18 protein-coding genes are annotated in these 21,557 nt (G+C 42.2%); 12 read left to right on the plus strand and 6 right to left on the minus strand.

Annotation, left to right across the window (positions count from 1 at the left end):
- The first annotated feature begins 1 nt into the window (after window position 1).
- The 7 genes from PHU20_RS02915 (at window position 2) to PHU20_RS02945 (ending at window position 10,371) form a co-directional block, all read left to right on the plus strand.
- The gene (locus tag PHU20_RS02915; protein ID WP_274823841.1) at window positions 2–1,708 is read left to right on the plus strand and encodes an amidohydrolase family protein; all 1,707 of its coding nucleotides are present in this window, start codon (window positions 2–4) and stop codon (window positions 1,706–1,708) included.
- A gap of 116 nt (window positions 1,709–1,824) precedes the next feature.
- On the plus strand, window positions 1,825–5,067 hold the full coding sequence (locus PHU20_RS02920) for a WD40/YVTN/BNR-like repeat-containing protein (RefSeq protein WP_274823842.1): 3,243 nt from the start codon (window positions 1,825–1,827) through the stop codon (window positions 5,065–5,067).
- 261 nt (window positions 5,068–5,328) lie between these two features.
- Window positions 5,329–6,009: a DUF2490 domain-containing protein gene (locus PHU20_RS02925; RefSeq protein ID WP_274823843.1), complete on the plus strand. Its 681-nt coding sequence runs from the start codon at window positions 5,329–5,331 to the stop codon at window positions 6,007–6,009.
- A 50-nt stretch (window positions 6,010–6,059) separates the two neighbouring features.
- A complete protein-coding gene (locus PHU20_RS02930) occupies window positions 6,060–7,277 on the plus strand; it encodes a bifunctional alpha/beta hydrolase/OsmC family protein (protein ID WP_274823844.1) in 1,218 nt (405 codons plus the stop codon).
- Between the two features lie 120 nt (window positions 7,278–7,397).
- Window positions 7,398–7,976, plus strand: coding sequence for a superoxide dismutase family protein (locus PHU20_RS02935; protein WP_274823845.1), 579 nt, complete (start codon window positions 7,398–7,400; stop codon window positions 7,974–7,976).
- 306 nt (window positions 7,977–8,282) lie between these two features.
- Window positions 8,283–8,924, plus strand: a complete 642-nt coding sequence (locus PHU20_RS02940; protein WP_274823846.1) for a YceI family protein — start codon at window positions 8,283–8,285, stop codon at window positions 8,922–8,924.
- A gap of 253 nt (window positions 8,925–9,177) precedes the next feature.
- Window positions 9,178–10,371 (plus strand): LETM1-related biofilm-associated protein, encoded by a 1,194-nt coding sequence (locus tag PHU20_RS02945; protein WP_274823847.1) that lies wholly within the window; start codon window positions 9,178–9,180, stop codon window positions 10,369–10,371.
- Between the two features lie 76 nt (window positions 10,372–10,447).
- Here PHU20_RS02945 and PHU20_RS02950 read toward each other — a convergent pair whose 3' ends face one another.
- The 4 genes from PHU20_RS02950 to PHU20_RS02965 all read right to left on the minus strand — a co-directional run bounded on the left by PHU20_RS02950 (window position 10,448) and on the right by PHU20_RS02965 (window position 13,344).
- Entirely contained in the window at window positions 10,448–11,203 is a 756-nt protein-coding gene (locus PHU20_RS02950; RefSeq protein ID WP_274823848.1) for a LytR/AlgR family response regulator transcription factor, read from the minus strand.
- Window positions 11,204–11,267: 64 nt separating this feature from the next.
- Window positions 11,268–11,609 (minus strand): 2TM domain-containing protein, encoded by a 342-nt coding sequence (locus PHU20_RS02955; RefSeq protein ID WP_274823849.1) that lies wholly within the window; start codon window positions 11,607–11,609, stop codon window positions 11,268–11,270.
- Entirely contained in the window at window positions 11,600–11,905 is a 306-nt protein-coding gene (locus tag PHU20_RS02960; protein ID WP_274823850.1) for a 2TM domain-containing protein, read from the minus strand. The genes PHU20_RS02955 and PHU20_RS02960 overlap by 10 nt, the downstream gene beginning before the upstream one ends.
- Before the next feature lie 116 nt (window positions 11,906–12,021).
- On the minus strand, window positions 12,022–13,344 hold the full coding sequence (locus tag PHU20_RS02965) for a 2TM domain-containing protein (RefSeq protein ID WP_274823851.1): 1,323 nt from the start codon (window positions 13,342–13,344) through the stop codon (window positions 12,022–12,024).
- A gap of 646 nt (window positions 13,345–13,990) precedes the next feature.
- On the opposite strand from PHU20_RS02965, the gene PHU20_RS02970 reads away from it, so the two are divergent.
- On the plus strand, window positions 13,991–15,274 hold the full coding sequence (locus PHU20_RS02970) for a DEAD/DEAH box helicase (protein WP_274823852.1): 1,284 nt from the start codon (window positions 13,991–13,993) through the stop codon (window positions 15,272–15,274).
- 232 nt (window positions 15,275–15,506) lie between these two features.
- On the opposite strand, the gene PHU20_RS02975 is transcribed toward PHU20_RS02970, so the two are convergent.
- Both PHU20_RS02975 and PHU20_RS02980 read right to left on the minus strand, forming a co-directional pair.
- A complete protein-coding gene (locus tag PHU20_RS02975) occupies window positions 15,507–16,247 on the minus strand; it encodes a LytR/AlgR family response regulator transcription factor (RefSeq protein ID WP_338040869.1) in 741 nt (246 codons plus the stop codon).
- Complete coding sequence (locus tag PHU20_RS02980) at window positions 16,244–18,205, minus strand: tetratricopeptide repeat-containing sensor histidine kinase (protein ID WP_274823853.1); 1,962 nt, start codon at window positions 18,203–18,205, stop codon at window positions 16,244–16,246. The genes PHU20_RS02975 and PHU20_RS02980 overlap by 4 nt, the downstream gene beginning before the upstream one ends.
- Before the next feature lie 212 nt (window positions 18,206–18,417).
- On the opposite strand from PHU20_RS02980, the gene PHU20_RS02985 reads away from it, so the two are divergent.
- The 4 genes from PHU20_RS02985 to PHU20_RS03000 all read left to right on the plus strand — a co-directional run bounded on the left by PHU20_RS02985 (window position 18,418) and on the right by PHU20_RS03000 (window position 21,553).
- Window positions 18,418–18,936, plus strand: a complete 519-nt coding sequence (locus tag PHU20_RS02985; RefSeq protein WP_274823854.1) for an ester cyclase — start codon at window positions 18,418–18,420, stop codon at window positions 18,934–18,936.
- Between the two features lie 77 nt (window positions 18,937–19,013).
- Window positions 19,014–19,778: a hypothetical protein gene (locus PHU20_RS02990; protein ID WP_274823855.1), complete on the plus strand. Its 765-nt coding sequence runs from the start codon at window positions 19,014–19,016 to the stop codon at window positions 19,776–19,778.
- A 40-nt stretch (window positions 19,779–19,818) separates the two neighbouring features.
- Entirely contained in the window at window positions 19,819–20,583 is a 765-nt protein-coding gene (locus PHU20_RS02995) for a hypothetical protein (protein WP_274823856.1), read from the plus strand.
- A gap of 55 nt (window positions 20,584–20,638) precedes the next feature.
- Window positions 20,639–21,553, plus strand: a complete 915-nt coding sequence (locus tag PHU20_RS03000) for an ester cyclase (RefSeq protein ID WP_274823857.1) — start codon at window positions 20,639–20,641, stop codon at window positions 21,551–21,553.
- Window positions 21,554–21,557: the final 4 nt, after the last annotated feature.

The raw sequence follows: 21,557 nt of genomic DNA on the forward strand, positions 1-21,557 counted from the left end.
CATGAAAAAATATGCCATCTTCGTATTCGCTTTCTTACTATTGGCCTGTACCGATACACCTGAAAAAGGGACCATTGTCATTGACGTGAACGTTTTGGACGTAACCTCAGGGCAACTTTGGGAACATCGGGATGTGGTCATCGATTCGGGAATCATCAAAAGTATTGCCGAACACCGGAAAAACCTGAACGCCTATGAAACCATGGTCGATGGGAAAGGAAAGTATTTGATGCCGGGGCTTTCCGAAATGCACGCCCACATCCCCCATCCTTCCAAAAACAACGACCAAATAGAGGATGTACTCTTCCTATATCTTGCCAATGGCATTACAACGGTTCGCGGAATGTTGGGGCACCCAACCCACCTGCTATTGCGAGACCGGGCCGAATCGGGTGAACTGTTAAGTCCACGTATTTTTACATCGAGTCCGTCACTGAACGGCAAATCGGTCACCTCGGTTGAAGAAGCCATTGCCACGGTAACCACCTATAAAAAAGATGGGTATGACTTTCTTAAAATCCACCCGGGCATAAAAAGGAACGTATTTGACCAGATCGTTAAAACAGCCAATGAATTGGGTATTGCCATTGCGGGACATGTTCCGGTCGATGTCGGTATTCGCCATGCCTTAAAAAGCAAATATGCCTCCATTGATCATATTGATGGATTTTTAGAGGGATTGGTTCCCGAATCGGCAAATGCAAACCCTGGGGAGAATGGTTTTTTCGGATATGCATTCACCCCTTTGGCCGATCCTTCACGAATCGACACACTAGTGGCCCTGGCCAAAGAAAACAAAGTATGGGTAGTGCCCACCCAAAGCCTTTTTGAACGTTGGTTCGCCCCTATCACCACCGATAGTTTACTTCAGGAACCAGAGATGAAATACATGCCAACAAAGACCTTGAGGGCATGGAAAGAACGTAAAAATGCCACCATAGGCCCTGAAACGGGATTCCATCCTACCCAATGGAAACATTTTGATGCCCTTCGTAAGCAACTGATCCGAAAACTTGGTGAAGACGGGCATGGTTTACTTTTAGGTTCGGATGCACCCCAGGTTTTCAATGTACCGGGATTCTCCATACATCGGGAAATAGACGGCTTATTGGAAGCAGGACTCACCCCATTGGAAATCATTCAATCGGGCACTGTAAATCCCGCAAAATTCTTTAATAAAGAAGCGGTCTTTGGTCAAGTAAAAGAAGGGTTTGTGGCCGACTTGATGTTACTCAACGCCAATCCCTTGGATAATATGGATCATCTAAAAGACCTGTCCGGGGTTTTTCGGCAAGGCCATTTTATCCCCAAAATCGACATAAACAAACGTCTGACCGCCATCGCCAATAAAAATGGACATACTTCGGACACCGTTAATCCGGCCGATATAAGTGGCATCTGGAAATACTACAGTCAAAAGGGTAAAAAACCCGCCCCTTCTGCCACTTTTGAGTTGATAAAGTCCTTCGACAACGGCTATTGGTCAATGACCGAAACGAATATCCTTACCAATAAATTGGATTCCTATCAAGGGGGCAGCTATAGGCTTGATGGTTCTACCTATTCGGAAACCACCACTTTCGCAAATAGCAATAGCTTGTATTTGTTGGGGGAAACCCAAGCTTTTGAATTGGAAGTGAAAGGCGACACCCTTATTGAAACAGGTATCGATACAAATAAAAATGAAGTTTGGATTCGAATGGAATAACGGTGGTACCTTACCATTTTTAGCGGTGCTACTTTCATCTTTTCATTAACAGGCTTTTAAGAAATACCCATAAAGAATTATTTATATTTATGCCACGAATAAACCCACCAAAACCAATGAAAAAACTACTTTCCCTTGTGATGCTACTTGCATCGATTTCGCTATTTTCCCAAGATTTCAAAATGGACCTTGTCCAAGACCTTAAACCCCGGAACATCGGTCCTGCCGGTATGAGTGGGCGTGTTACCGCCATAGATGTGGTCCAAGACGCCCCTGAAACCATGTATGTGGGTACAGCTTCCGGCGGGTTATGGAAATCGACTTCCGGAGGCATCAAATGGGATCCCATATTCGACAAGGAAGTAACGGCCTCGATCGGAGCGGTCGCCATTCAACAATCCAATCCATCCGTAATATGGGTGGGCACCGGTGAAGGTAATCCGAGAAACAGCCTTAATGGGGGCTATGGCATCTACAAATCCTTGGATGGAGGCAAAACCTGGAAATCCATGGGCTTGGAAAAAACCCGACACATACATCGCATAAAAATAGACCCCATGAACCCCAATACGGTGTATGTTGGCGCCATTGGTTCCCCTTGGGGCGAACATCCCGAAAGAGGGGTTTTTAAATCCACCGATGGCGGGGAAACCTGGGAAAAGATCCTCTTCGTGAACAATAAAACAGGCGTGGCCGACTTGATCATGGATCCTTCCAACCCCAATAAGTTGATCGCAGCCCTGTGGGAACACAAGAGAGACCCATGGTTCTTTAAATCGGGAGGTGAAGGAAGTGGCCTGTATATGACCCATGATGGTGGAAAAAACTGGAAGAAACTTACAGAGGAAGACGGACTCCCAAAAGGGGAATTGGGTCGGATCGGAGTGGCCATAGCCGCCAACAAACCCAATATCGTATATGCTTTGATCGAAGCCAAAAAGAATGCCCTGTACAAATCGGCAGATGGAGGATTTACCTGGAAGAAGGTCAACGATAAGAGTGATATCGGTAATCGTCCTTTTTATTATTCGGAAATCTATGTTGACCCCCAAAATGAAAATCGGGTTTACTCGGTATTCACCTATGTGAACGTTTCGGAAGATGGAGGTAAGAACTTTTCAGAACTCATGCCTGCTTACGGCGTTTCGAACGGGGTACACCCAGACCATCATGCCTTTTGGATCCACCCCGATAACGGCCAGTTTATGTTAAACGGAAATGATGGTGGACTTAACATTTCAAAAGACGGTGGTCGATCATGGCGATTTATCGGTAACCTTCCAGTGGCCCAATTCTACCATATAAGCACCGATAATGAATACCCCTATAATGTTTATGGAGGAATGCAGGACAATGGCTCTTGGAGGGGTCCGGCTTATGTTTGGAAAACACAGGGAATACGGAATAGTTATTGGCAAGAAATTGCTTTTGGGGATGGTTTTGATGTAGTCCCTGACAAAGATGACTCAAGGTACGGTTACGCCATGAGTCAACAAGGTAATGTTCAAAGATACGATTGGCAAACCGGTAATAATTATATCGTTCGCCCTACCCCACCGGATGCCGAAACCAAACTCCGTTTTAATTGGAATTCCGGAATTGGACAAGACCCCTTTGACAACAGTACGGTGTATTTCGGCAGCCAGTTCGTACATAAGAGTACCGACAAAGGACTTACTTGGGAAGTGATTTCGCCAGACCTGACCACCAACGACCCCGAAAAACAAAAACAATCGGAAAGTGGCGGATTGACCATGGATGCGACCGGAGCGGAAAACCATTGCACCGTTTTGGTCATAGAACCCTCGCCTGTTGAAAAAAACATGTTATGGGTCGGTACCGATGACGGTAGGGTACATTACACCCTAAACGGAGGTGCTACTTGGACCGACGTTTCCCAGAACATAAAAGGCTTGCCCAAAGGCAGTTGGATACCCCAGATCAAAGCATCGAACAAAAATAAAGGAGAAGCACTTTTAATCGCCAATGATTACCGCAGATTCAATTACACCCCTTATGCCTACCGTACCAAAAACTACGGGAAGACCTGGGAGCGTATCGTAGATGGATCCGATGTGGAAAGCTATACCCTTTCGATCCTAGAGGATATTGAAAACCCGAACCTAATGTTCCTTGGCACCGATGATGGACTTTACATTTCTTTCAATGCCGGTGAAAATTGGCAAAAATGGACAGAAGGTTTCCCGACGGTATCTACCAAGGATCTAGCCATTCATCCCAGGGAGCACGATTTGATCATAGGCACCTTTGGACGTGCCGCATGGGTTTTAGACGACATTCGCCCCCTAAGGGCCGTGGCCTCGGATAAATCGATCCTACAAAAAGACTTTAAGCTATTTACCCCTCCTACCGCCTATCTAGCCGCCTACCAACAGCCCACCGGAAGTCGCTTTGGGGCAGACGCCATGTTTAATGCCGAGAACAGGAAGGAAGGGGCCATGATCACTTATTTTTTAAAGGAAGGAAAGAAAAAACCAACCGGAAAAGACAAAGACAATAACGAGGCTGAGGAAGACAAGGACAAGGCCGAGGATACCACAAAAGATAAAACCACCAAAGAAAAACTGACCGGAGTACAGAAGAAAGATTCGATCATGTTCCAATTTTATGATGGGGATAGATTGATTCGCACGATTAAAATGAAAACCCCCGAAAAAGCCGGTTTTCATCGTATGTACTGGGGTATGGATGAAAAAGGGGCCGATAGGCCATCGCGAAAAATCACGGAAAACAAAAGGGAACGTGGTGGCACCGATGTAAAACCTGGAACCTATACCATCAAAATGACCTTTGGGGAAACCACGGACGAAACGACAATCGAGGTAAAATCGGACCCCAGGTTGAACGTTTCCCCCACTTCCATCAATGAGGTTTATGAGGCTTCCAAAAAATTGGAATCCTTCTCTCAGACCGCTGCCGATGCCGTAAAACAATTGGTCGAAAGCAAGGACATTGCCACAAAATACCAAAAAGAACTAAAAGACCTGGATGAAGAGAAATACAAAGACCTGATAAAAGCCTCAAAAGATATTGCAAAAGCCATAGATTCCATCATAGCTGTTTATCTAGGCAAGGTAGACAAAAGGCAAGGTATAACCAGAAATCCCGAGATAACGGTAATGCAGCGTATACGGGAAGCCAGTCGTTATGTAGGTTCCCGTAAGTCAGGAATCACGGCTACCGAAAAACAATTGATACGATTTGCCGAGGAAGAACTCAAGAGCGCCTTACAAACGACCAATGTGTTCTTCAATGAAAAATGGAAACCCTATAGGGAGGAGATTGAAAAGCAAAGTGTCAATCCTTTTAAGACAACAAAGACCTTCAGTCTGGAATAATTCCTGAAAATCGATTGGACCACATAATCCCTTTTTACACAAAAGGGATTTTTTTATGCCCAGAAAACAGCACTTCCAAATCCCCTATTATCGATAGGAGGGCAACCTTAAAAAAATTGTGGAAAATTTATGGGAACTTGACTTTTATCAGGTTTTCCCTTAACGCACGAAAGTACCTTTGCAGCTTCCTTGACGATGTAGGATGCGCACCTTTCCAAATCGACGGGAAGTCCTAATCTTTTGTAACATAAATCCATTGCCATGAAAAAGGGCCTATCGCTATTTTTCCTTCTATTTTCCTTTATTTTGAAATCACAAAGTACCAGTGAAAATGAGTGGGGCTCATGGATCATGTTTTACGGGGACAACCATATCTCCGAACATCTTGATATTGTAACTGAATTCCGGCTGCACCAATATGAGATCTACAATGCCTTGGATAACCGGTTTTACAAAATTGGACTGGGATACCAAATAACCCCAGGGGTTACGGTGGGAGCCGGTTATGTTCATCACTATTCAGAAACAACAACGGATATCAATACCTCGGAAAACAGGCCTTATGAAGAAATATGCATCAAAAGCAAAATCAGAAAGCTGGGCATTTCACACCGTTACCGCATGGAACATCGCTGGATAAACAAAGACGGGGATACCGATTTTGTCAATCGAATGCGCTATCGGCTACAGCTGGCCCACCCTATTTGCGGAAAGTTATATGTCAAGGTCTTCGATGAAATTTTCCTTGATCTCGACGAGGATGTGTTTAACCAAAATAGGTTACATACCGGTATTGGATACCATATTGACGCCAACTTCAAGTTTGAAGTGGGATATGTCAAGAACCACCTGTCGAGCCGTGCGGACGATATTTTTCGGGTAGGTATTTTATTCAACACCGATTTACGAAGAAAACAAGACCCAACAGAATCTTCAGATTAAGTATTCAACACCTTTATCGACCAAGATAGGGTATCTTTAATCTGGGACTTATGAATCTGCAAAAAATATCCTTTAAGAACAAGGAAGGGGAAACCTTGGTCGGACGGCTTGAACTTCCAGTGAGCCAACGTGCCCACAACTTCGCCATTTTCGCACATTGCTTTACATGTAGCAAGAATCTAACGGCCATTCGGAATATCAGCAAGGCCCTAACCTCTAATGGCTTTGGGGTCCTACGGTTCGACTTTACCGGATTGGGGGAAAGTGAAGGCGATTTTGCGGACTCCAATTTTTCAGGGAATGTCCAGGATCTGATCGCGGCATCCGATCATTTAACGGCCAACCATCAAGCCCCCACCCTATTGATCGGACATTCCTTAGGAGGAACTGCAGCCATTTTTGCCGCCGCCCAAATCGATTCCGTTTTAGCTGTAGCCACCATAGGGGCGCCTTCAGACCCTGAACATGTTAAGCACCTCATACAAAATGGTATCGCTGAAATTGAGCAATATGGCAAGGCTTTGGTCAATATTGGGGGAAGGGATTTCACCGTTAAAAAACAATTTTTGGAGGACCTGGAACAAAATACCCTTTCGACTACCGTTAAAAATTTGCGCAAACCCCTTCTCATTCTACATTCACCGCAAGATCTGACCGTTGGCATAAGAAACGCCGAAGAAATTTATAAAGCGGCCCACCATCCAAAAAGTTTTATTTCGTTAAGCGGTGCGGACCATTTGTTAATGAATAAGAAAGATTCCCTCTACGTAGGGAACAGTATTGCCGGTTGGGCAAAAAGATACCTAACGCTTGAAGATGAAGAACATCAAATTGAAAGTGATCACCAAGTAGTGGCAAGTTTGGACTTCGAGGACACCTTTACCACCCGAATGAAAGTTGGCAACCACTACCTGATTGCCGATGAACCCGCAAACTATGGAGGCAATGATTACGGACCTTCCCCTTACGAATTGGTTTCGGCCGCCCTATCGGCCTGTACTGCCATAACACTTCAAATGTATGCGAAGCGCAAAAATTGGCGCATTGAAAATATCGAAGTCCATACATCATACAGCAAAACCCATGCGAAGGATTGTGGGGATTGTGAAGCTGCGAACGCAAAGATCGACACCTTTCATCGAGAAATTAAAATAACAGGGGACTTTGATGAAAAAAAACGCGAAAGATTACTTCAAATTGCCAACAAATGTCCCGTACACAAAACACTTCATAGTGAAGTACTGATATTGACCAAACTTAAACCCTAAAACCCCAATGGGCAACCGACGGTAAATTAAAGCCATTCAAAAAAGCCCTGTAACTACCCATATATTTGCCAAACATAAAATATTACTTAACTTTAAGTCACAACGAAAAAACAAATTCAAATGAAAAAATCCATTCTATTTGCCTTTGCCTTTGTCATTTTGTTAGGATACAACTGCAAAGAGGCAAAAAAAGAAACACATGAAGTAAAAGAAGAGGCTAAGGAGACCATCATTGAAAAGAACAAAGTGGAAGTCATCACGTTTTCAATGGAACCTAAAAGTGACAGCGCGGTACAAGGAGAGGCCAGCTTTTCCCAAACGGGTGATGAAGTAACGATGATGGCCAATTTCTCGGGGCTTACCCCTGGTGAACATGCCATTCACTTACATGAAAAAGCCGATTGCTCATCGGCAGACGGAAAATCCACCGGTGGACATTGGAACCCAACACACGAACCGCATGGCCAATGGGGCGATGAAAAAGGGTACCACAAAGGCGATATCGGTAATTTCGTTGCGGATGAAGCAGGGAATGCCACACTGGAATTTTCAACGGACGAATGGTGTATTGGGTGCGATGACGAAAACAAGGATATTGTAGGCAAAGCCGTCATTGTGCACCAAGGTGTCGATGATTTTGTTTCACAGCCCAGTGGTGCCGCAGGAGCACGCATCAGTTGCACGGGTATTATCAAATAAGGGATCATATACCATCATGAAGCTGCTTTAGGGCAGCTTTTTTACTTTTATGCCATAGGCAAAGATTGCCCAATATTCGAAAATCGAGGGCCAAAGGGTACAAAACCCTTAGTTTTTTATCATGCCAAAACCTATGTCATCCCCTATGCCCAATACCTATCACTTGGGATATTTCAAATCCAAACGATTGACCGAATAATTATTCCCCACAAAGGCGGTGTGTTTTTCCATTTATCTTTAATATTGCATCAAAACCTGTACTAGACAAAGTATCTAATTATTCATACTAATTAAAAATCCATAATCATGAAAAGAATCCATTTATTTACCCTAGGCCTCCTTTTGATCTTAGGTTCGAGTTGCAAACAAACAAAGAAGGAAAATAGCGAGCAGCAGGAAGCATCAAAAGAAGTCGTAGGGGATTCATTCGTCATTATCCCCGATTCTACCAAAGTGAACTTTACCGCATATAAAACCACTGATAAAGTACCTGTAGGGGGACAGTTTAAAAAAATAAGCATTTCGAATGCCAAAACAGGAAGCACCCCCTTGGAAGCTTTGGACGGTATCGAATTCAGCATACCGGTAAGCAGCCTGTTCACCAATGACCCTACCGGAATCAGGGACCCCAAATTATTGGAATTCTTTTTTGGTGTTATGAAAGACACCGAACTCATTTCAGGTACTTTTAAATCCACGGCTGACAAGAAATGTTCGATCGACGTTACTTTAAACGGGGAAACCTCAAATATCCCCTTGGAGTATACCATGGATACCGAAAACAACATCACCTTTAACGGGGTAATGGAATTGGAAAATTGGAAGGCCTTGGATGCCGTAGCCTCCATCCATGAGGCCTGTAAGATTCTGCATACCGGTCCTGATGGGGTAAGCAAGACATGGAGTGAGGTTGCCGTAAAGGCCCAAGTTCAATTCAAGAAAAATTAGTACCGAACCATTACCGTTCCCTTCGAGGAACAAAATCCCGTAAATCGGGATGTTCAGAACGGATTTTAAAAATAGCTGCCCTTTGGCAGCTATTTTTATACGCTTATGTTATGCATCCCAATCGATAAAATAATTTATAGAATACAATTTTGGGGATCGGTTCTTATCAAAACCTCAAAACATGAGGCAAAAGCCAAGATAAAACATGTAATGTCCTTTAATTTGTTTTAATTTGGACCAAAATGATCGTACCATGAACCCTTCGTCCTCAGGATGGATTGATAAATTCGGATATCTGGTAAAAGACCAGGTTGAAAGCTATAAGGATTATATCGATCTTTACGAAGCCTTGAAAAATACCGGTTTTGTATATGGACTTAATGTCAAGTTTCCAAGGTTCATTCAGCCCGAACATAAACTCTCAGAGGATGAAAAGGCCAAGATAAACCTTTTGGCCGCCCTATATTTTACCTTTAGGTTCGAAAAAAAGAGTACCGATTTCGACACCTTTTTACAGGTGGTTTTCCAGTTCTATCAAGATATGGGACTCAACCGGATCTCGTTTTTGAACAAGTTGTTCGTAGGGAACAAGACTTCCGATCAGTTGGAAAAATTAATCGATACAAGGGTGTATCTCGAAGACAATGTCATAAGCAAGACCTTCAATAGCATTATCACGAATTCATTGCTCTACATTGACGTATTGACATTTAAAAGGTATTTGAACGAACCAAACGATATCGCAACGTTCGCCGAGAATTATGAAAAAACGGTAATGAACGTCATTTACCATACCTTGAATTCAAAGGAGAAAAACAACAAAGACCATAAACTGGGCCACTTATTCGAAGCCTCTTTGACCTTTGTCGATAGTGAGACCCATACTTTTGATGCCAATTATCTTGATCGTTTGCAGAAAGATCTTTCGCCACTAGAAAAGCTTTATCTATTAGATCTTGCAGCATTGACGATATGGGAAGATCACTCGATGGATTATCTGGAATCCGAATTCATCTACGGAATCGGAAAAAACCTTGGTTTTGAAAAAAATGAAATAGCGCAGATCCTCGATGGCATTGCCCTGTTTTTTGATGAGAATTTCAAGATCATACCCCATTTAAAAAACCACAATCTAGCCTCCAAGTTTTACGACAGTATGGCCAAAGTGGTGAATAAATTGATTTTAAGGAACAGTAAAAGACTACAAAAAGAACTATCGGAAAGCAAGGAATTGGTAGCACTGATTTCAAAATCGACCATCAGGGATTTAAGTCCCGAAGAAAAGAAAAAAGTCCAACGCCAGCTATTGGATATTTTTAAAAGCATACCTTCCCTTGCTATTTTCATGTTGCCCGGTGGTGCTGTTCTACTACCAATTTTCATTAAATTGATCCCAAAATTACTACCCTCTTCATTCGACGACAACTGGATAGACAAAACCGACTGAAAACAGCGTTTTTCAACACTATAAGAAAAATCTATACTAACATTTAATCACCTGTATTTCAGACGTATAAACGTTCTTACTCCAACCACAACTTAAAGTCTTTTACCCGTTCCCTACTTACGATGATCTCTTGATCAATATAGCGATTTAATTTGATTTTCAAACGTGAATTGGTGTATGCGACAATGTCATTGATATGGTTGATATTCACATAGTGTTTCCTACTTACCCTGAAGAAAATTTTGGGCTCCAATTCTACCTCAAGATTTTCCAATGTGGTATCCAATAAATAATTCCTACCATCTGAAGTTGCTGCATAGGTACCTTTGTTCTCACTATAAAAACACTCCACCTCATCGGCATTGATGATCTTAAGGTGTTGCCCTACCTTGGCCGTAAACCTTTTTTTGTATTCCCGCTCCAAAGGGTTGACCAATAATTTTTTAATATCCTCAAAATCCAAGGTCATTTTTTGGGCATCGGGTTTAACGGCCTTGTATTTTTTTACGGCATTCTCCAACTCATCATCGTCAATGGGTTTTAGCAAATAATCGATACTATTCAATTTAAATGCCTGAAGTGCGTACTCGTCATAGGCCGTTGTGAAAATTATCGCACTCTGCACATCGACGGCATCGAAGATCTCAAACGATAGTCCGTCCGAGAGTTGGATATCCAAAAAAATTAGGTCGGGATGCGCATTGTTTTGAAACCAGGCTATCGCCTCTTCAACGGAATGGAGCATGGTGGATGCCTCCACATCCAATTGCGCCAATTGCCTACTCAGTCTTCTTGCGCTGGGTTTTTCGTCTTCTATGATGATTACGTTCATTCTATCGAGGTTGGGTTTTGAATATCAATTGTGGTTTTGGCTTGCAAAGAAGTTTATTTCGATGCTACCTCCTATACTTTTCGGCTTCTTTCCTATCCTTTTCCATATACTTCTGGATCTGCTTTTTCTCCCACTCCTTCCCGAAAAAAGGATTGTATGAAAAAACCTTGGCTCCGTGGAAAAATAAACCAATGCCCCAGAAAATCCAAACCGCGAACGTCCCAAAGTCCCAAAATGCCTCGCCGAAGCTTTCCCCGTCCCCTAAATTCCGTACGATCTTCATGGTTGAAATAAACGTATTCACCAAAATATAAACCGTAAGGTGAATGTAAAACCCTTTAAGTTCTACTACGCGCTTTTTTGCCCGTCCGAATTTATCATTATCCATAGTATCCATTACTTCCATCTTTTTTGTTGTTTTTCATCTTCTTGCATAAATTCCTTGATCTTACGCTCTTCCCAATTACGCCCGAAAAGCGGATTTAAATCAAAAACCTTAAAGGCTTGGAACACCAATCCTATTCCCCATCCGAAGGCTGCCCAAAGAAACCATGGGTAACGCCACTGGTCGGTCCAATAATTGATAGCTGCTAAAAAGCATATGAAAAAAATATAGGATATTAGACTGGTATAGAACTTTTTAATCCCTTCTACCTTATCCTTTGCTCTAAAATATTTATTGTCTTTTTCCGTTGTTTCCATAATGTTTTAAATTTGATTTGAATTGTCGTTTTATCTATGGTCCAAAAGTAAAATAGCTTTATGCCCTTATAAAACAAACATCACCCAATTGTTGATTTTGTGGAATGGATCGTAGCTTAAAAGTCTTCGTCCTCCATGAACTCCCTCATTTTTCGTTCCTCCCAGGATTTTCCCCATAACGGATTATACCCAAAGACCTCCATCCCATGGACGGCCACTCCAAAACCCCAGCCAATGGCAGGGAATATGACCCACGGAAAAGCCGTTGTATTATAGTTAAGTATAGCCAAAAAGGGTATTACGATACAATAGGCGAGCAGATTGCCGTAAAACCCCTTGAGTTGTTCTACATGTTCCTTGGCCTTTTTATAGCGTTTATCATCAATATACGTTTGTTGTGTTTCCATTACTGTTACTTGTTTAGTCAACATGGGCAGCAATACCTTGAATTCGCTGGACGATTTGGTAATTTCCACCTTTCTGTCTGTTAATATTCCGTAGCGTTGTTGAATATTGTACAACCCAACCCCGCTACGCTTCTTCACCACCTGCTTTTCCTGCAGGTTATTTTCCACCACGAGCATACCCGCTTTCTCATACACTTTGATATGCAATGGTTTTAAGGAGGTCACCACATTATGCTTTACCGCATTCTCAAGTAAAAGCTGAAGGGACAACGGTATGATTTTAGCCTCTGGGTTATTGCTGTGATTCGGGATTTCGAAATGAATGCTATCTTCAAAGCGCATCTTCAACAATTTTACATAGGTCTTGGCAAATTGGTACTCCTCATCCACAGAAACCAAATCCTTGTTCTTCTGTTCCAATACATAGCGATACACCTTGGAAAGGGATGTCGTGAATTTCTGGGCCTGTTTAGGGTCTTCCTCGATCAAACTGGTCAGAACGTTCAAACTATTGAAGAGGAAATGCGGGTCTAATTGGTTTTTGAGGGCATCGAACTTGGCCGAGGCCGTACCAGCAATGATTTTTTGCTCTTTGACCTTGTTCTCCTGCAGGGCCCTATAAAAATAAAAAGCATGGAAAAACAGGGAGATTATCAATGCTATGCCCAAGGCCACGATATAATAGACCGCCTTCTCACCTTCGAAAAATTCGCCCAATGTTTTGCCGTAAAATACCACGGACAAGAGCAAACGCAAAAGGCCAAAAGCCAAAACCGTTAGGAATATCGATCCCAAGGCCCCGAACCATAGCCTTTTTTGGGCCTGTGCTTCCCAACTGAATTTTTTCGAGATATAAGTGCTGAAATAGGCGTTGACCAACGTTAAGGTAAATGCGAATAAAAAATTGATCGCTCCATATTCCAACTGCTCGTTCCAGTCAAAGGGAACATTCCATTTGATTATTCGGGTAACCACAACAATTGCCACCGTTATCAGGATGCTGATCTTCAATAATTTTAAAAACTCCTTCATGTTATGATTTACGGTTCTTGAATATTTTCTAAGCCTTGAATTTCCCCCAATTTGGGATAAAATATCGACCCAGGCTTAAAATTAACAAAAAGTTACATGGCACGTTCCATATACTTGCGCAGGGGCCGGTTTCCTGACTTTGATAACGGTCTTCCCAATACGCCCCTCGGTCAGGGCAGACCATTCCGTTCCTTCGGCAATCCCGCCCCTGCACAGGCCGGTATATCGACTTACAAAAAGACAAAGGAGGATGTTTGTTCATGATGAATGGTATTTTGGATAATTCTTTCCCAAAAATGACAACACTTTGGACCTAAATCCAAAATGAGTTACCCAACTGTTCAATTATCTGGATAGACTGTCACAAAATAGCCGAAACGTCCTTAAAATCATTCAAGATTACGGGCAAACAGGCACCAAACCTACCTCCTATTCCAAAAAAGCCGTTTTGAATTTTATTCAATCACGTTTCGAAATCGGGTAGAATCAAGAAAAAATACATTAGACGGTTTACCCATCCATCCTATACTACCTGAACAGAACCTGCCGTAAAGCCCCATGTTTTATGGTTATTTAGGCTCATTTTAAGGAATTGGAACATTATCCCAACTATTCGACTATCTTTGCCCCTTATTCTTCACGATACATGACATTCAAAGATTTAGGAATTATTGAACCCATCCTTAAGGCCCTTGAGCTAGAAGGTTATACGAAACCCACTCCCATTCAGCAACAGTCAATCCCCATTTTATTGGGCGGCAAGGACCTTTTGGGTGTAGCCCAGACCGGTACTGGAAAAACGGCTGCTTTTGCAGTGCCGATCATTCAACAGATAGCGCTTGACCACCCACCATCTGGGCGAAATCGAAAAATTAAGGCCTTGGTCGTCACCCCTACCCGTGAACTGGCGATACAAATTGGGGATAGTTTTACGGCCTATGGCAAATTCACCGATATCAAGAACACGGTTATTTTCGGTGGAGTCAAACAAGGTAAACAGGTACAGGCTTTAAAAAACGGAATTGACGTATTGATTGCGACCCCCGGGCGATTACTAGACCTTATGAACCAGGGTTTCATATCGCTAAGGGACATTGAATATGTGGTTTTGGATGAAGCCGACCATATGCTCGATATGGGCTTTATACATGACATCAAAAAGGTCATCTCCAAACTTCCCCCTAAAAGACAGTCCCTGTTTTTTTCCGCAACGATGCCCAAGGATATTGTTGAACTTTCCCGTAAGATACTTGGTGATTTTGAAAGAGTCACCGTAAAACCGGAACAAGCTACGGCCGAGAAAGTAAAACAAGAGGTGTATTTCGTAAGCAAAGGCAACAAGGTAAATCTGTTGGTCCATTTGTTACAGGAGCAGCCGGAAAGTTCGGTCTTGGTTTTTTCACGTACTAAGCATGGGGCCAATAAAATAGTGAAAAAGTTGGCACAAGCCGCTATCCCTTCAGCGGCCATACATGGGAACAAATCCCAAACAGCAAGGCAAAATGCCTTAAATGATTTTAAGGATGGAAAATTAGAGGTTTTGATAGCCACGGACATTGCCGCAAGGGGTATCGATGTTGACGGCCTTTCCTTGGTCATCAACTACGATTTGCCGAACGTGCCCGAAACCTATGTGCACCGTATCGGAAGAACCGGACGGGCGAATGCCAGTGGTATAGCGGTTTCCTTTTGCGATAAGGATGAACGCCCCTATTTAAGGGATATCGAGAAATTGATCAAACAGGATGTGCCACGCATTGGCGACCATCCCTTTATGGACGAAAATCAGGAAGCACCTTCAGAAACCCAACAAAAACAAGGTGGTCCAAACAACCAAAACAGGTCAAAACCCCAATCCCAAAAAAGCGGGAATCCTAGGAGGGGTAATAAAAACCAACGTAGAAAGAATACCCGAAACAACCCTCGGTAATCCGCATGAATATGATGTACATACTATTTAGTTGATGGGCAGAATTCATTTGGGCTATGGACATGGACAACAAACCCATAGCCCAAATTCGAATTCCGTTTCATGGCTCCCCCAAACCATTATGGGTTAAAAGTAAGGGTTGTTCCGTATCAAAACTTTGAAAACAGGACGAAACCACGTTATAAGTGTCCTAAACGATACTTTAAATTACCCAAAGAAATGGATAACACCTTCAAATCTTCTGTATACGGTTCAGCAACGGCTCTCTATGCGATTTCCCCATAGGAATTACCTTGCGGTTGATCTCTAAATGTCCTTCGGCCACCACATCGAGTTTCGCAATATTGACCATATAGGAACGATGGACCCTTAAAAATAAACTTGCAGGCAGCTTTTCTTCCATGGTTTTCAAAGTGGTGGTCAACAAATAGTGCTGGGACCCTGTGATGATCTTACAATAATTCCTATCGGCTTCAATGTAATGGATATCTGCCAATAGCAACTTGATCATTTTACCCATATGGCGTATAAAGATGCGATCATCCAAAACTTTCAACGTGGGATTATCCGCAGTTTGACCGCCCGATTTCAATTTGATCTGTTGAACGGCCAATTCAAATGTACGTTGTAACTGTATAATATTCAGTGGTTTGGATATAAATGCAAAAGGGTGCGTTTCCTTGGCCCTATTGAACGTGGCCTCATCGGTATTGGCAGTTAGGTAAATTATGGGGATATGCATAATGGTATGTATCTGTTTGGCCGTTTCGATACCATCGAGCTTCCCTTTTAAATTAATGTCCATAAGGATTATATCCGGACGATTTTCCCGAGCATGAACAAGGGCCTCCTCTCCCCTTGTCTCAATTCCCGTAACCTCATAATCAAGATTGGTCAATTGTAAACTTATGTTGGCCGCAATGATCATATCATCCTCAACGACCAAAACCTTTGTTTTATCTACCATGTTCATGCCGCTTTGTTATATTCAAACTCAAAAGAAACCATTGTCCCTTTTTCAACCTTCAATTGCATTTTACCGTCTAACTGCCTCGTCAGGAGTTTGACCAATTTGGTCCCAAACCCTGTTCCCTCAATCGCACCCCTTTTACAAAACCCTATACCGTTGTCCCCAACCATTAAGGACAATACGGGGCCTGATTTTTTCAATCTGATGGTAATCGTTCCCTTTGCCCCATTGGGGAACGCATATTTCATCGAATTGGTCAATAGTTCATTGACGATAAGACCGATAGGTATGGCGGTATCCAAATCAAGCTCGATTTCCTCCATGTCCAAAAATATCCCGATCCTCTTTTGGGAATCGAATACATTGATGATATAATTCGATAAATTCGAGAAATAGGATTTCATTTCAATGCATGACAAACTTTTTTCCTGATACAATTTTTGATGTACCATACTCATACTTTGGATTCTATGTCGGCAATTTTGCATGGCCTCCACAATTTTTTCATCATTGATTTCCGCCGACTGCAGGGCCAATAGGCTTGAAACGATTTCGAGATTGTTCTTTACCCTATGATGTATCTCCTTCAATAAAAATTCTTTCTCCTCATTTTGCTTTTGGAGCATGCTGTTCTTTTTATTGTTGTTCTTTAAAGACTTATATAACAGTATTAAATAAAGTACCAATAAAATGACAATGGTGATGATCAAGCTCTGCAGTATCTGTTGTTTCGTGATACGGGTTTGCTGTAATTGAATGGTGTTCTCTTTTTGGGCCACGTCGTATTCCGTCCTTAGCTGTGATATTCGATGGTCGGCCTCAGCCGTAAATATCTTGTCCTTTAGATTATCATATACCGCAAAGGCCTGATAGGCCTCTTGGTAATTAAAGTTGCCTGCATAAGCCTTACCTAAAGCTTCGTAGGCCTGACTCAAATAATATTCGTCGCCAAAATCATCGGAAGCAATGGCTATACATTTTTTCAGACTTTCTATGGCGGAAGTATATTTTCCTTGAATATTCTGCAATTTCCCTATAGACAACCACGATCGCATCAACATAAAGTCATTATCCAATAATTCGGCATATTTCACGGCATTTTCACCCGCTTCAACAGCCTTTTCGAAATTATTCAAGTAAGTGTAAAGATCCACCTTGGAAATATATACGTCGCTAAGGTTATTGTAAAACCCATACCGCTCCCCTATGGCTATGGCGCGGTTAAAATAATTCAGGGCCAGCTTATAGGCTTTCAAACTCATATAATTGTTTCCCACAAGGTAAAGGGTAAAGTCGTAATCCAAGTCATTGATCCCCCTTTCCTCAAATAGGGCAACGGATTTAAGACTGTATTCCAAACCCGATTTAAATTTGGACTGCTTCCAAAATAAATTACTTAAATCGCTATAGGCCATAGCTATGGCCTTTTTGTCGTTAAGTTCTTCCCCGATTTCCAAAGCTATCAAGGCAAAATCGGCAGCCCGGTCCAATTCCCCCTTTCTTTCGTATACATATCCCATTTGCGTATATAACATGGGCAGGTCGCTCTTAATTACGTTTTCCTTGGCTTGCGATAAGACGGTCAACGCACTGTCCAATTCCTCCATTCTCAACAAAACGGCTCCTTGGGTAATTCGAAATCTTCCTTCCCACAAGCTGTTCTGCGCTTCAGAGGTCAGTCGCAATCCCTCTAGGGTAAATTGCATGGAGCGCTTTAAATTTCGCGTATGCCAATAATAGGCCAGGTCATTGAGCATGGAAAACTTAAGGGTGTCGGGTTGGGCCAAGGGATATGACCCTTCCAACACATCCAAATAAGAAGCCCCAAAATTATCCGTTGCCACAAATACCTTTGTATACGGATCTTCACGTTCAAAATCGATAATTTGGGATATACCGAAATACCCCATAAATAGAAAAATGGTAAGGGGCAAAACAGTAAGGGGTAAGTCTGTTCTCATTTCTCTATAATTTTTCATCGGGGGAAATGAGTATTTCTAAATATACAAAATTTTGGATAGGAATTGTTCGATAACAAAAAATGGACCTTCGGACAATAATTGCTTCCATTCATCCCCAATGATTTTTTAAGTAAGATCATTATCACTTCTTTTAGTACTCACAATGCAACATTTGTGGTGCCAATTGGCCAACCCCACTAAAATCGAGGATCATGGGAAGAAAGGGAATAGTTTGGATCATTATCGTTTTCTTATCCCTCAACTGTAAAAAGAATTTGAAAAGTGACGGGTCAAATGATCTTGAACAAACCCTTGCAAAGAATTTCAATACTTATATCACCCACGCATGGAACCAAAAAAACATGGATAGCCTAAGAACAATATCGGTTCAAAACTGCAGTCGCCAGCTCAATGGGATAAAGATCGCGGAAAATCTTAATGAACTGGAGGCCAATTTGAATATCTATTTTATCGGTTTTCCCGATTTGAAAATCTCCATAGACCATAGCGCGATCAAAAACAACCAATTGTTTGCCCTGTGGACATTTGAAGGGACCAATACAGGCACCTTTGCGGAATCCGACGCTACTGGCAAACACATCACCGTTAGCGGGTATACCGAAATAACCTTCGACCAAATGGGCAAAATTGCCATCGAAAGAACCTTTTACAATGAACTGGCCTTATTACAACAGTTGGGCTATGCGTTGGTACCTCCCGTCGTTGAGTAAACCAACCCTTAGCTAAACCTGAAAGATAATTTAAATACATCAGTAACACCAAAAGTATTAATCTAAATAGGCATAAAATGAAAACACAAACTTCAATATTTCCAAATTTATTGGTCATGTTCTTATTCATGGGCTTCCTTAACGCCCAAAACGAAAGTTCCCAAGCATTTTGGGTGCATGAGGACGTTGTAAAACCTTCCATGATAGGCCAATACGAAGCTACCTGTAAAGAGCTTACCGACAATATGAAAAAATACAATATCCAAGATTTCAATGTTATCGTAAGCAATACGATCGACAATAGGTACCAATGGTTAAGTCCTATAGACAATATGGCGGATATCGATAAACCGATATTCAAAACATTGGCCGAAAAGATGGGAGAGGATACAATGGGCGCTCTTTTCGATAGGATGGATAAATGCTATGATATTGAACAAAATTTTGTCTTACATCTCGACAAGGAGCTCTCCTATATGCCCGGGGGCATCACCCAAACAATTGAAGGACAAAATTATAGGAAACTACATTACTTTCATTACACCCCCGGGAATAGGGCGGCGGTAAAAAAGAAAGTCCAAGCCATCAAGAACCTTTTTGAAAGTAAAGGTTCAAAGCTACACTACCGGGTCTACCGCAGTGGTTTTGGGACTAGGGGCGAATTTTATCTGGTGGCCATTGCCGCTGAAAGTGCCGGGGATTATGCGCACAAGATCACGGAGAATAATAAAATGATGGGGGAAGAATGGGTTAGTACCTATAACGACTTTATATCGAGTTTGGAGAAGTATGAAGCCATTGAAGCTCGAATGCGACCCGATATGGGTTATTCCCCACAGTAATACCATGCCATCATACAATAACCTCAATACATAGAAAATCATGAGAACACTTAAATTAACGATTTTGAGCATTGCGATGCTCACATTGATTCCGTATACAAGCTTTGCCCAAGAAAATGAAAACCAGCTCTTTTATGTTCATGAAGACCGAGTGAAACCTTCGATGATCGAAAAATATGAGCAAATTTCCAAAGAATTCAAGGAAGCATGTATTGAACATAACCTTCAAGGGCTTAGTTGGCAGGTAGCCGCTACAGCAACAGGACGGTATATGATTATTTCCCCTATGGAGAATATGGCCGAACTTGACAAGAACGTCATGGCGCCTTTAGCTGAAAAAATGGGAGATGAGGCATTTAATAAAATGTTTATGCGCTTTAATGAATGTTACGATAAACATGGGGACTATACGGTGTACCTCAACAAGGAACTAACCTATATGCCAGAGGGCATTAGCACTATTACCGAAGGTCAAAACTATAGAAAATGGCATTTTTTACATGTAACACCTGAAAATATCCAAAACCTTAAGACAAAACTCAAAGAGCTAAAAGCCTTATTTGAACGGAAAGGATCCAAGGAATACTACCGTATCTACCACAATGGATTTGGAACTATGGGCGATTACTATATTGCCGTTTTATCGGCCATTGACGAAGAGGACTATGCTAAAAAATCAAAAGCGAACCAAGTCTTGTTAGGGGAAGAAGGGAAAAAGCTTTTTGACGAAGTCTTCCAGTATGTCTATAAATATGAAGTTGAATCGGGGGGCATGCACCCAGATTTAAGCTATACCCCCAATTGATATCTGCCTTACAAAATTTTAAAGGAATTCTAATATCTTTTAAATCAATGCAATCATGAAAAAATCAAGTATACTAATATTCACGGCAATTCTGTTGATGGGTTGCCAGCAAAAAGCTGCTGAGCGATATACCCAGCAATCACCGCAAATCGACACGGTCAAGAAATTACTGGCCAATTACACCGGTAAAACCTACGATACCAGCATGTATGCAGATACGGCCAAGACCTATTACAATTCCATAGGGAACCCCATGTCCCCTGCCGAGACCATCGCATATCACCAACAAAATGATGCCAATTATTCGTCTAGGGGTTTTCTTGAAGAAGACCAGGAATATGAAATGGCAATCACCGATGATGGGAAAACCTGGGTAAACGCTTGGTTGCATTGGAAAGGCACCTTGGCCGGAAACGGTCAGGTAGTGGATATCCCGATCCACCTGACCTATCAATTCATAGATGGGAAAATCGTTCGGGAGTATGGCTATTGGGACCCCACCGAAGTAGTGCTTGCCCTTCAAAAAATGGAAGCTGAAAAAAGCATGTCGGTCGAAGAAAAGACCGTTCAATCGACCGTGGACAATATAACAAAGGCTTGGAATGCAAATGACAAGGCCTTGATGGCCTCTCATATGACTTCCGATTTCATCAGGACCGAAAATGGCAATATCATAGCCAAAAATCCGCAGGAATATGCTGGGTTCATGGACATCTATTTTGAAGCATTTCCCGACTTTACCGTAAAAATCGATAAAAGTTCGGTGCAGGGCAACAAGGCCTATATATATTGGACCTGTACTGGTACCAATACCGGTAAATTCATGGATAACGACCCTACCGATAAAAAAATAATGACCCATGGTTTCAGCGTTTGGACACTCGACCGGGACGGCAAATGTGAAAGGGAAGATGCTTTTTACGACAAGATGGTCCTTCTCGAACAATTGGGCATGGCACCTTCGATTTAAACCC

Source organism: Maribacter polysaccharolyticus (genome assembly GCF_028882255.1).
Classification (GTDB): domain Bacteria; phylum Bacteroidota; class Bacteroidia; order Flavobacteriales; family Flavobacteriaceae; genus Maribacter_A; species Maribacter_A polysaccharolyticus.

Bases quoted from the DNA above. Each gene is read 5' to 3' on its own strand.
- PHU20_RS02915 (WP_274823841.1), top strand. From the start codon at position 2: ATGAAAAAATATGCCATCTTCGTATTCGCTTTCTTACTATTGGCCTGT.
- PHU20_RS02920 (WP_274823842.1), top strand. From the start codon at position 1,825: ATGAAAAAACTACTTTCCCTTGTGATGCTACTTGCATCGATTTCGCTA.
- PHU20_RS02925 (WP_274823843.1), top strand. From the start codon at position 5,329: ATGAAAAAGGGCCTATCGCTATTTTTCCTTCTATTTTCCTTTATTTTG.
- PHU20_RS02930 (WP_274823844.1), top strand. From the start codon at position 6,060: ATGAATCTGCAAAAAATATCCTTTAAGAACAAGGAAGGGGAAACCTTG.
- PHU20_RS02935 (WP_274823845.1), top strand. From the start codon at position 7,398: ATGAAAAAATCCATTCTATTTGCCTTTGCCTTTGTCATTTTGTTAGGA.
- PHU20_RS02940 (WP_274823846.1), top strand. From the start codon at position 8,283: ATGAAAAGAATCCATTTATTTACCCTAGGCCTCCTTTTGATCTTAGGT.
- PHU20_RS02945 (WP_274823847.1), top strand. From the start codon at position 9,178: ATGAACCCTTCGTCCTCAGGATGGATTGATAAATTCGGATATCTGGTA.
- PHU20_RS02950 (WP_274823848.1), bottom strand. From the start codon at position 11,203: ATGAACGTAATCATCATAGAAGACGAAAAACCCAGCGCAAGAAGACTG.
- PHU20_RS02955 (WP_274823849.1), bottom strand. From the start codon at position 11,609: ATGGAAGTAATGGATACTATGGATAATGATAAATTCGGACGGGCAAAA.
- PHU20_RS02960 (WP_274823850.1), bottom strand. From the start codon at position 11,905: ATGGAAACAACGGAAAAAGACAATAAATATTTTAGAGCAAAGGATAAG.
- PHU20_RS02965 (WP_274823851.1), bottom strand. From the start codon at position 13,344: ATGAAGGAGTTTTTAAAATTATTGAAGATCAGCATCCTGATAACGGTG.
- PHU20_RS02970 (WP_274823852.1), top strand. From the start codon at position 13,991: ATGACATTCAAAGATTTAGGAATTATTGAACCCATCCTTAAGGCCCTT.
- PHU20_RS02975 (WP_338040869.1), bottom strand. From the start codon at position 16,247: ATGAACATGGTAGATAAAACAAAGGTTTTGGTCGTTGAGGATGATATG.
- PHU20_RS02980 (WP_274823853.1), bottom strand. From the start codon at position 18,205: ATGAGAACAGACTTACCCCTTACTGTTTTGCCCCTTACCATTTTTCTA.
- PHU20_RS02985 (WP_274823854.1), top strand. From the start codon at position 18,418: ATGGGAAGAAAGGGAATAGTTTGGATCATTATCGTTTTCTTATCCCTC.
- PHU20_RS02990 (WP_274823855.1), top strand. From the start codon at position 19,014: ATGAAAACACAAACTTCAATATTTCCAAATTTATTGGTCATGTTCTTA.
- PHU20_RS02995 (WP_274823856.1), top strand. From the start codon at position 19,819: ATGAGAACACTTAAATTAACGATTTTGAGCATTGCGATGCTCACATTG.
- PHU20_RS03000 (WP_274823857.1), top strand. From the start codon at position 20,639: ATGAAAAAATCAAGTATACTAATATTCACGGCAATTCTGTTGATGGGT.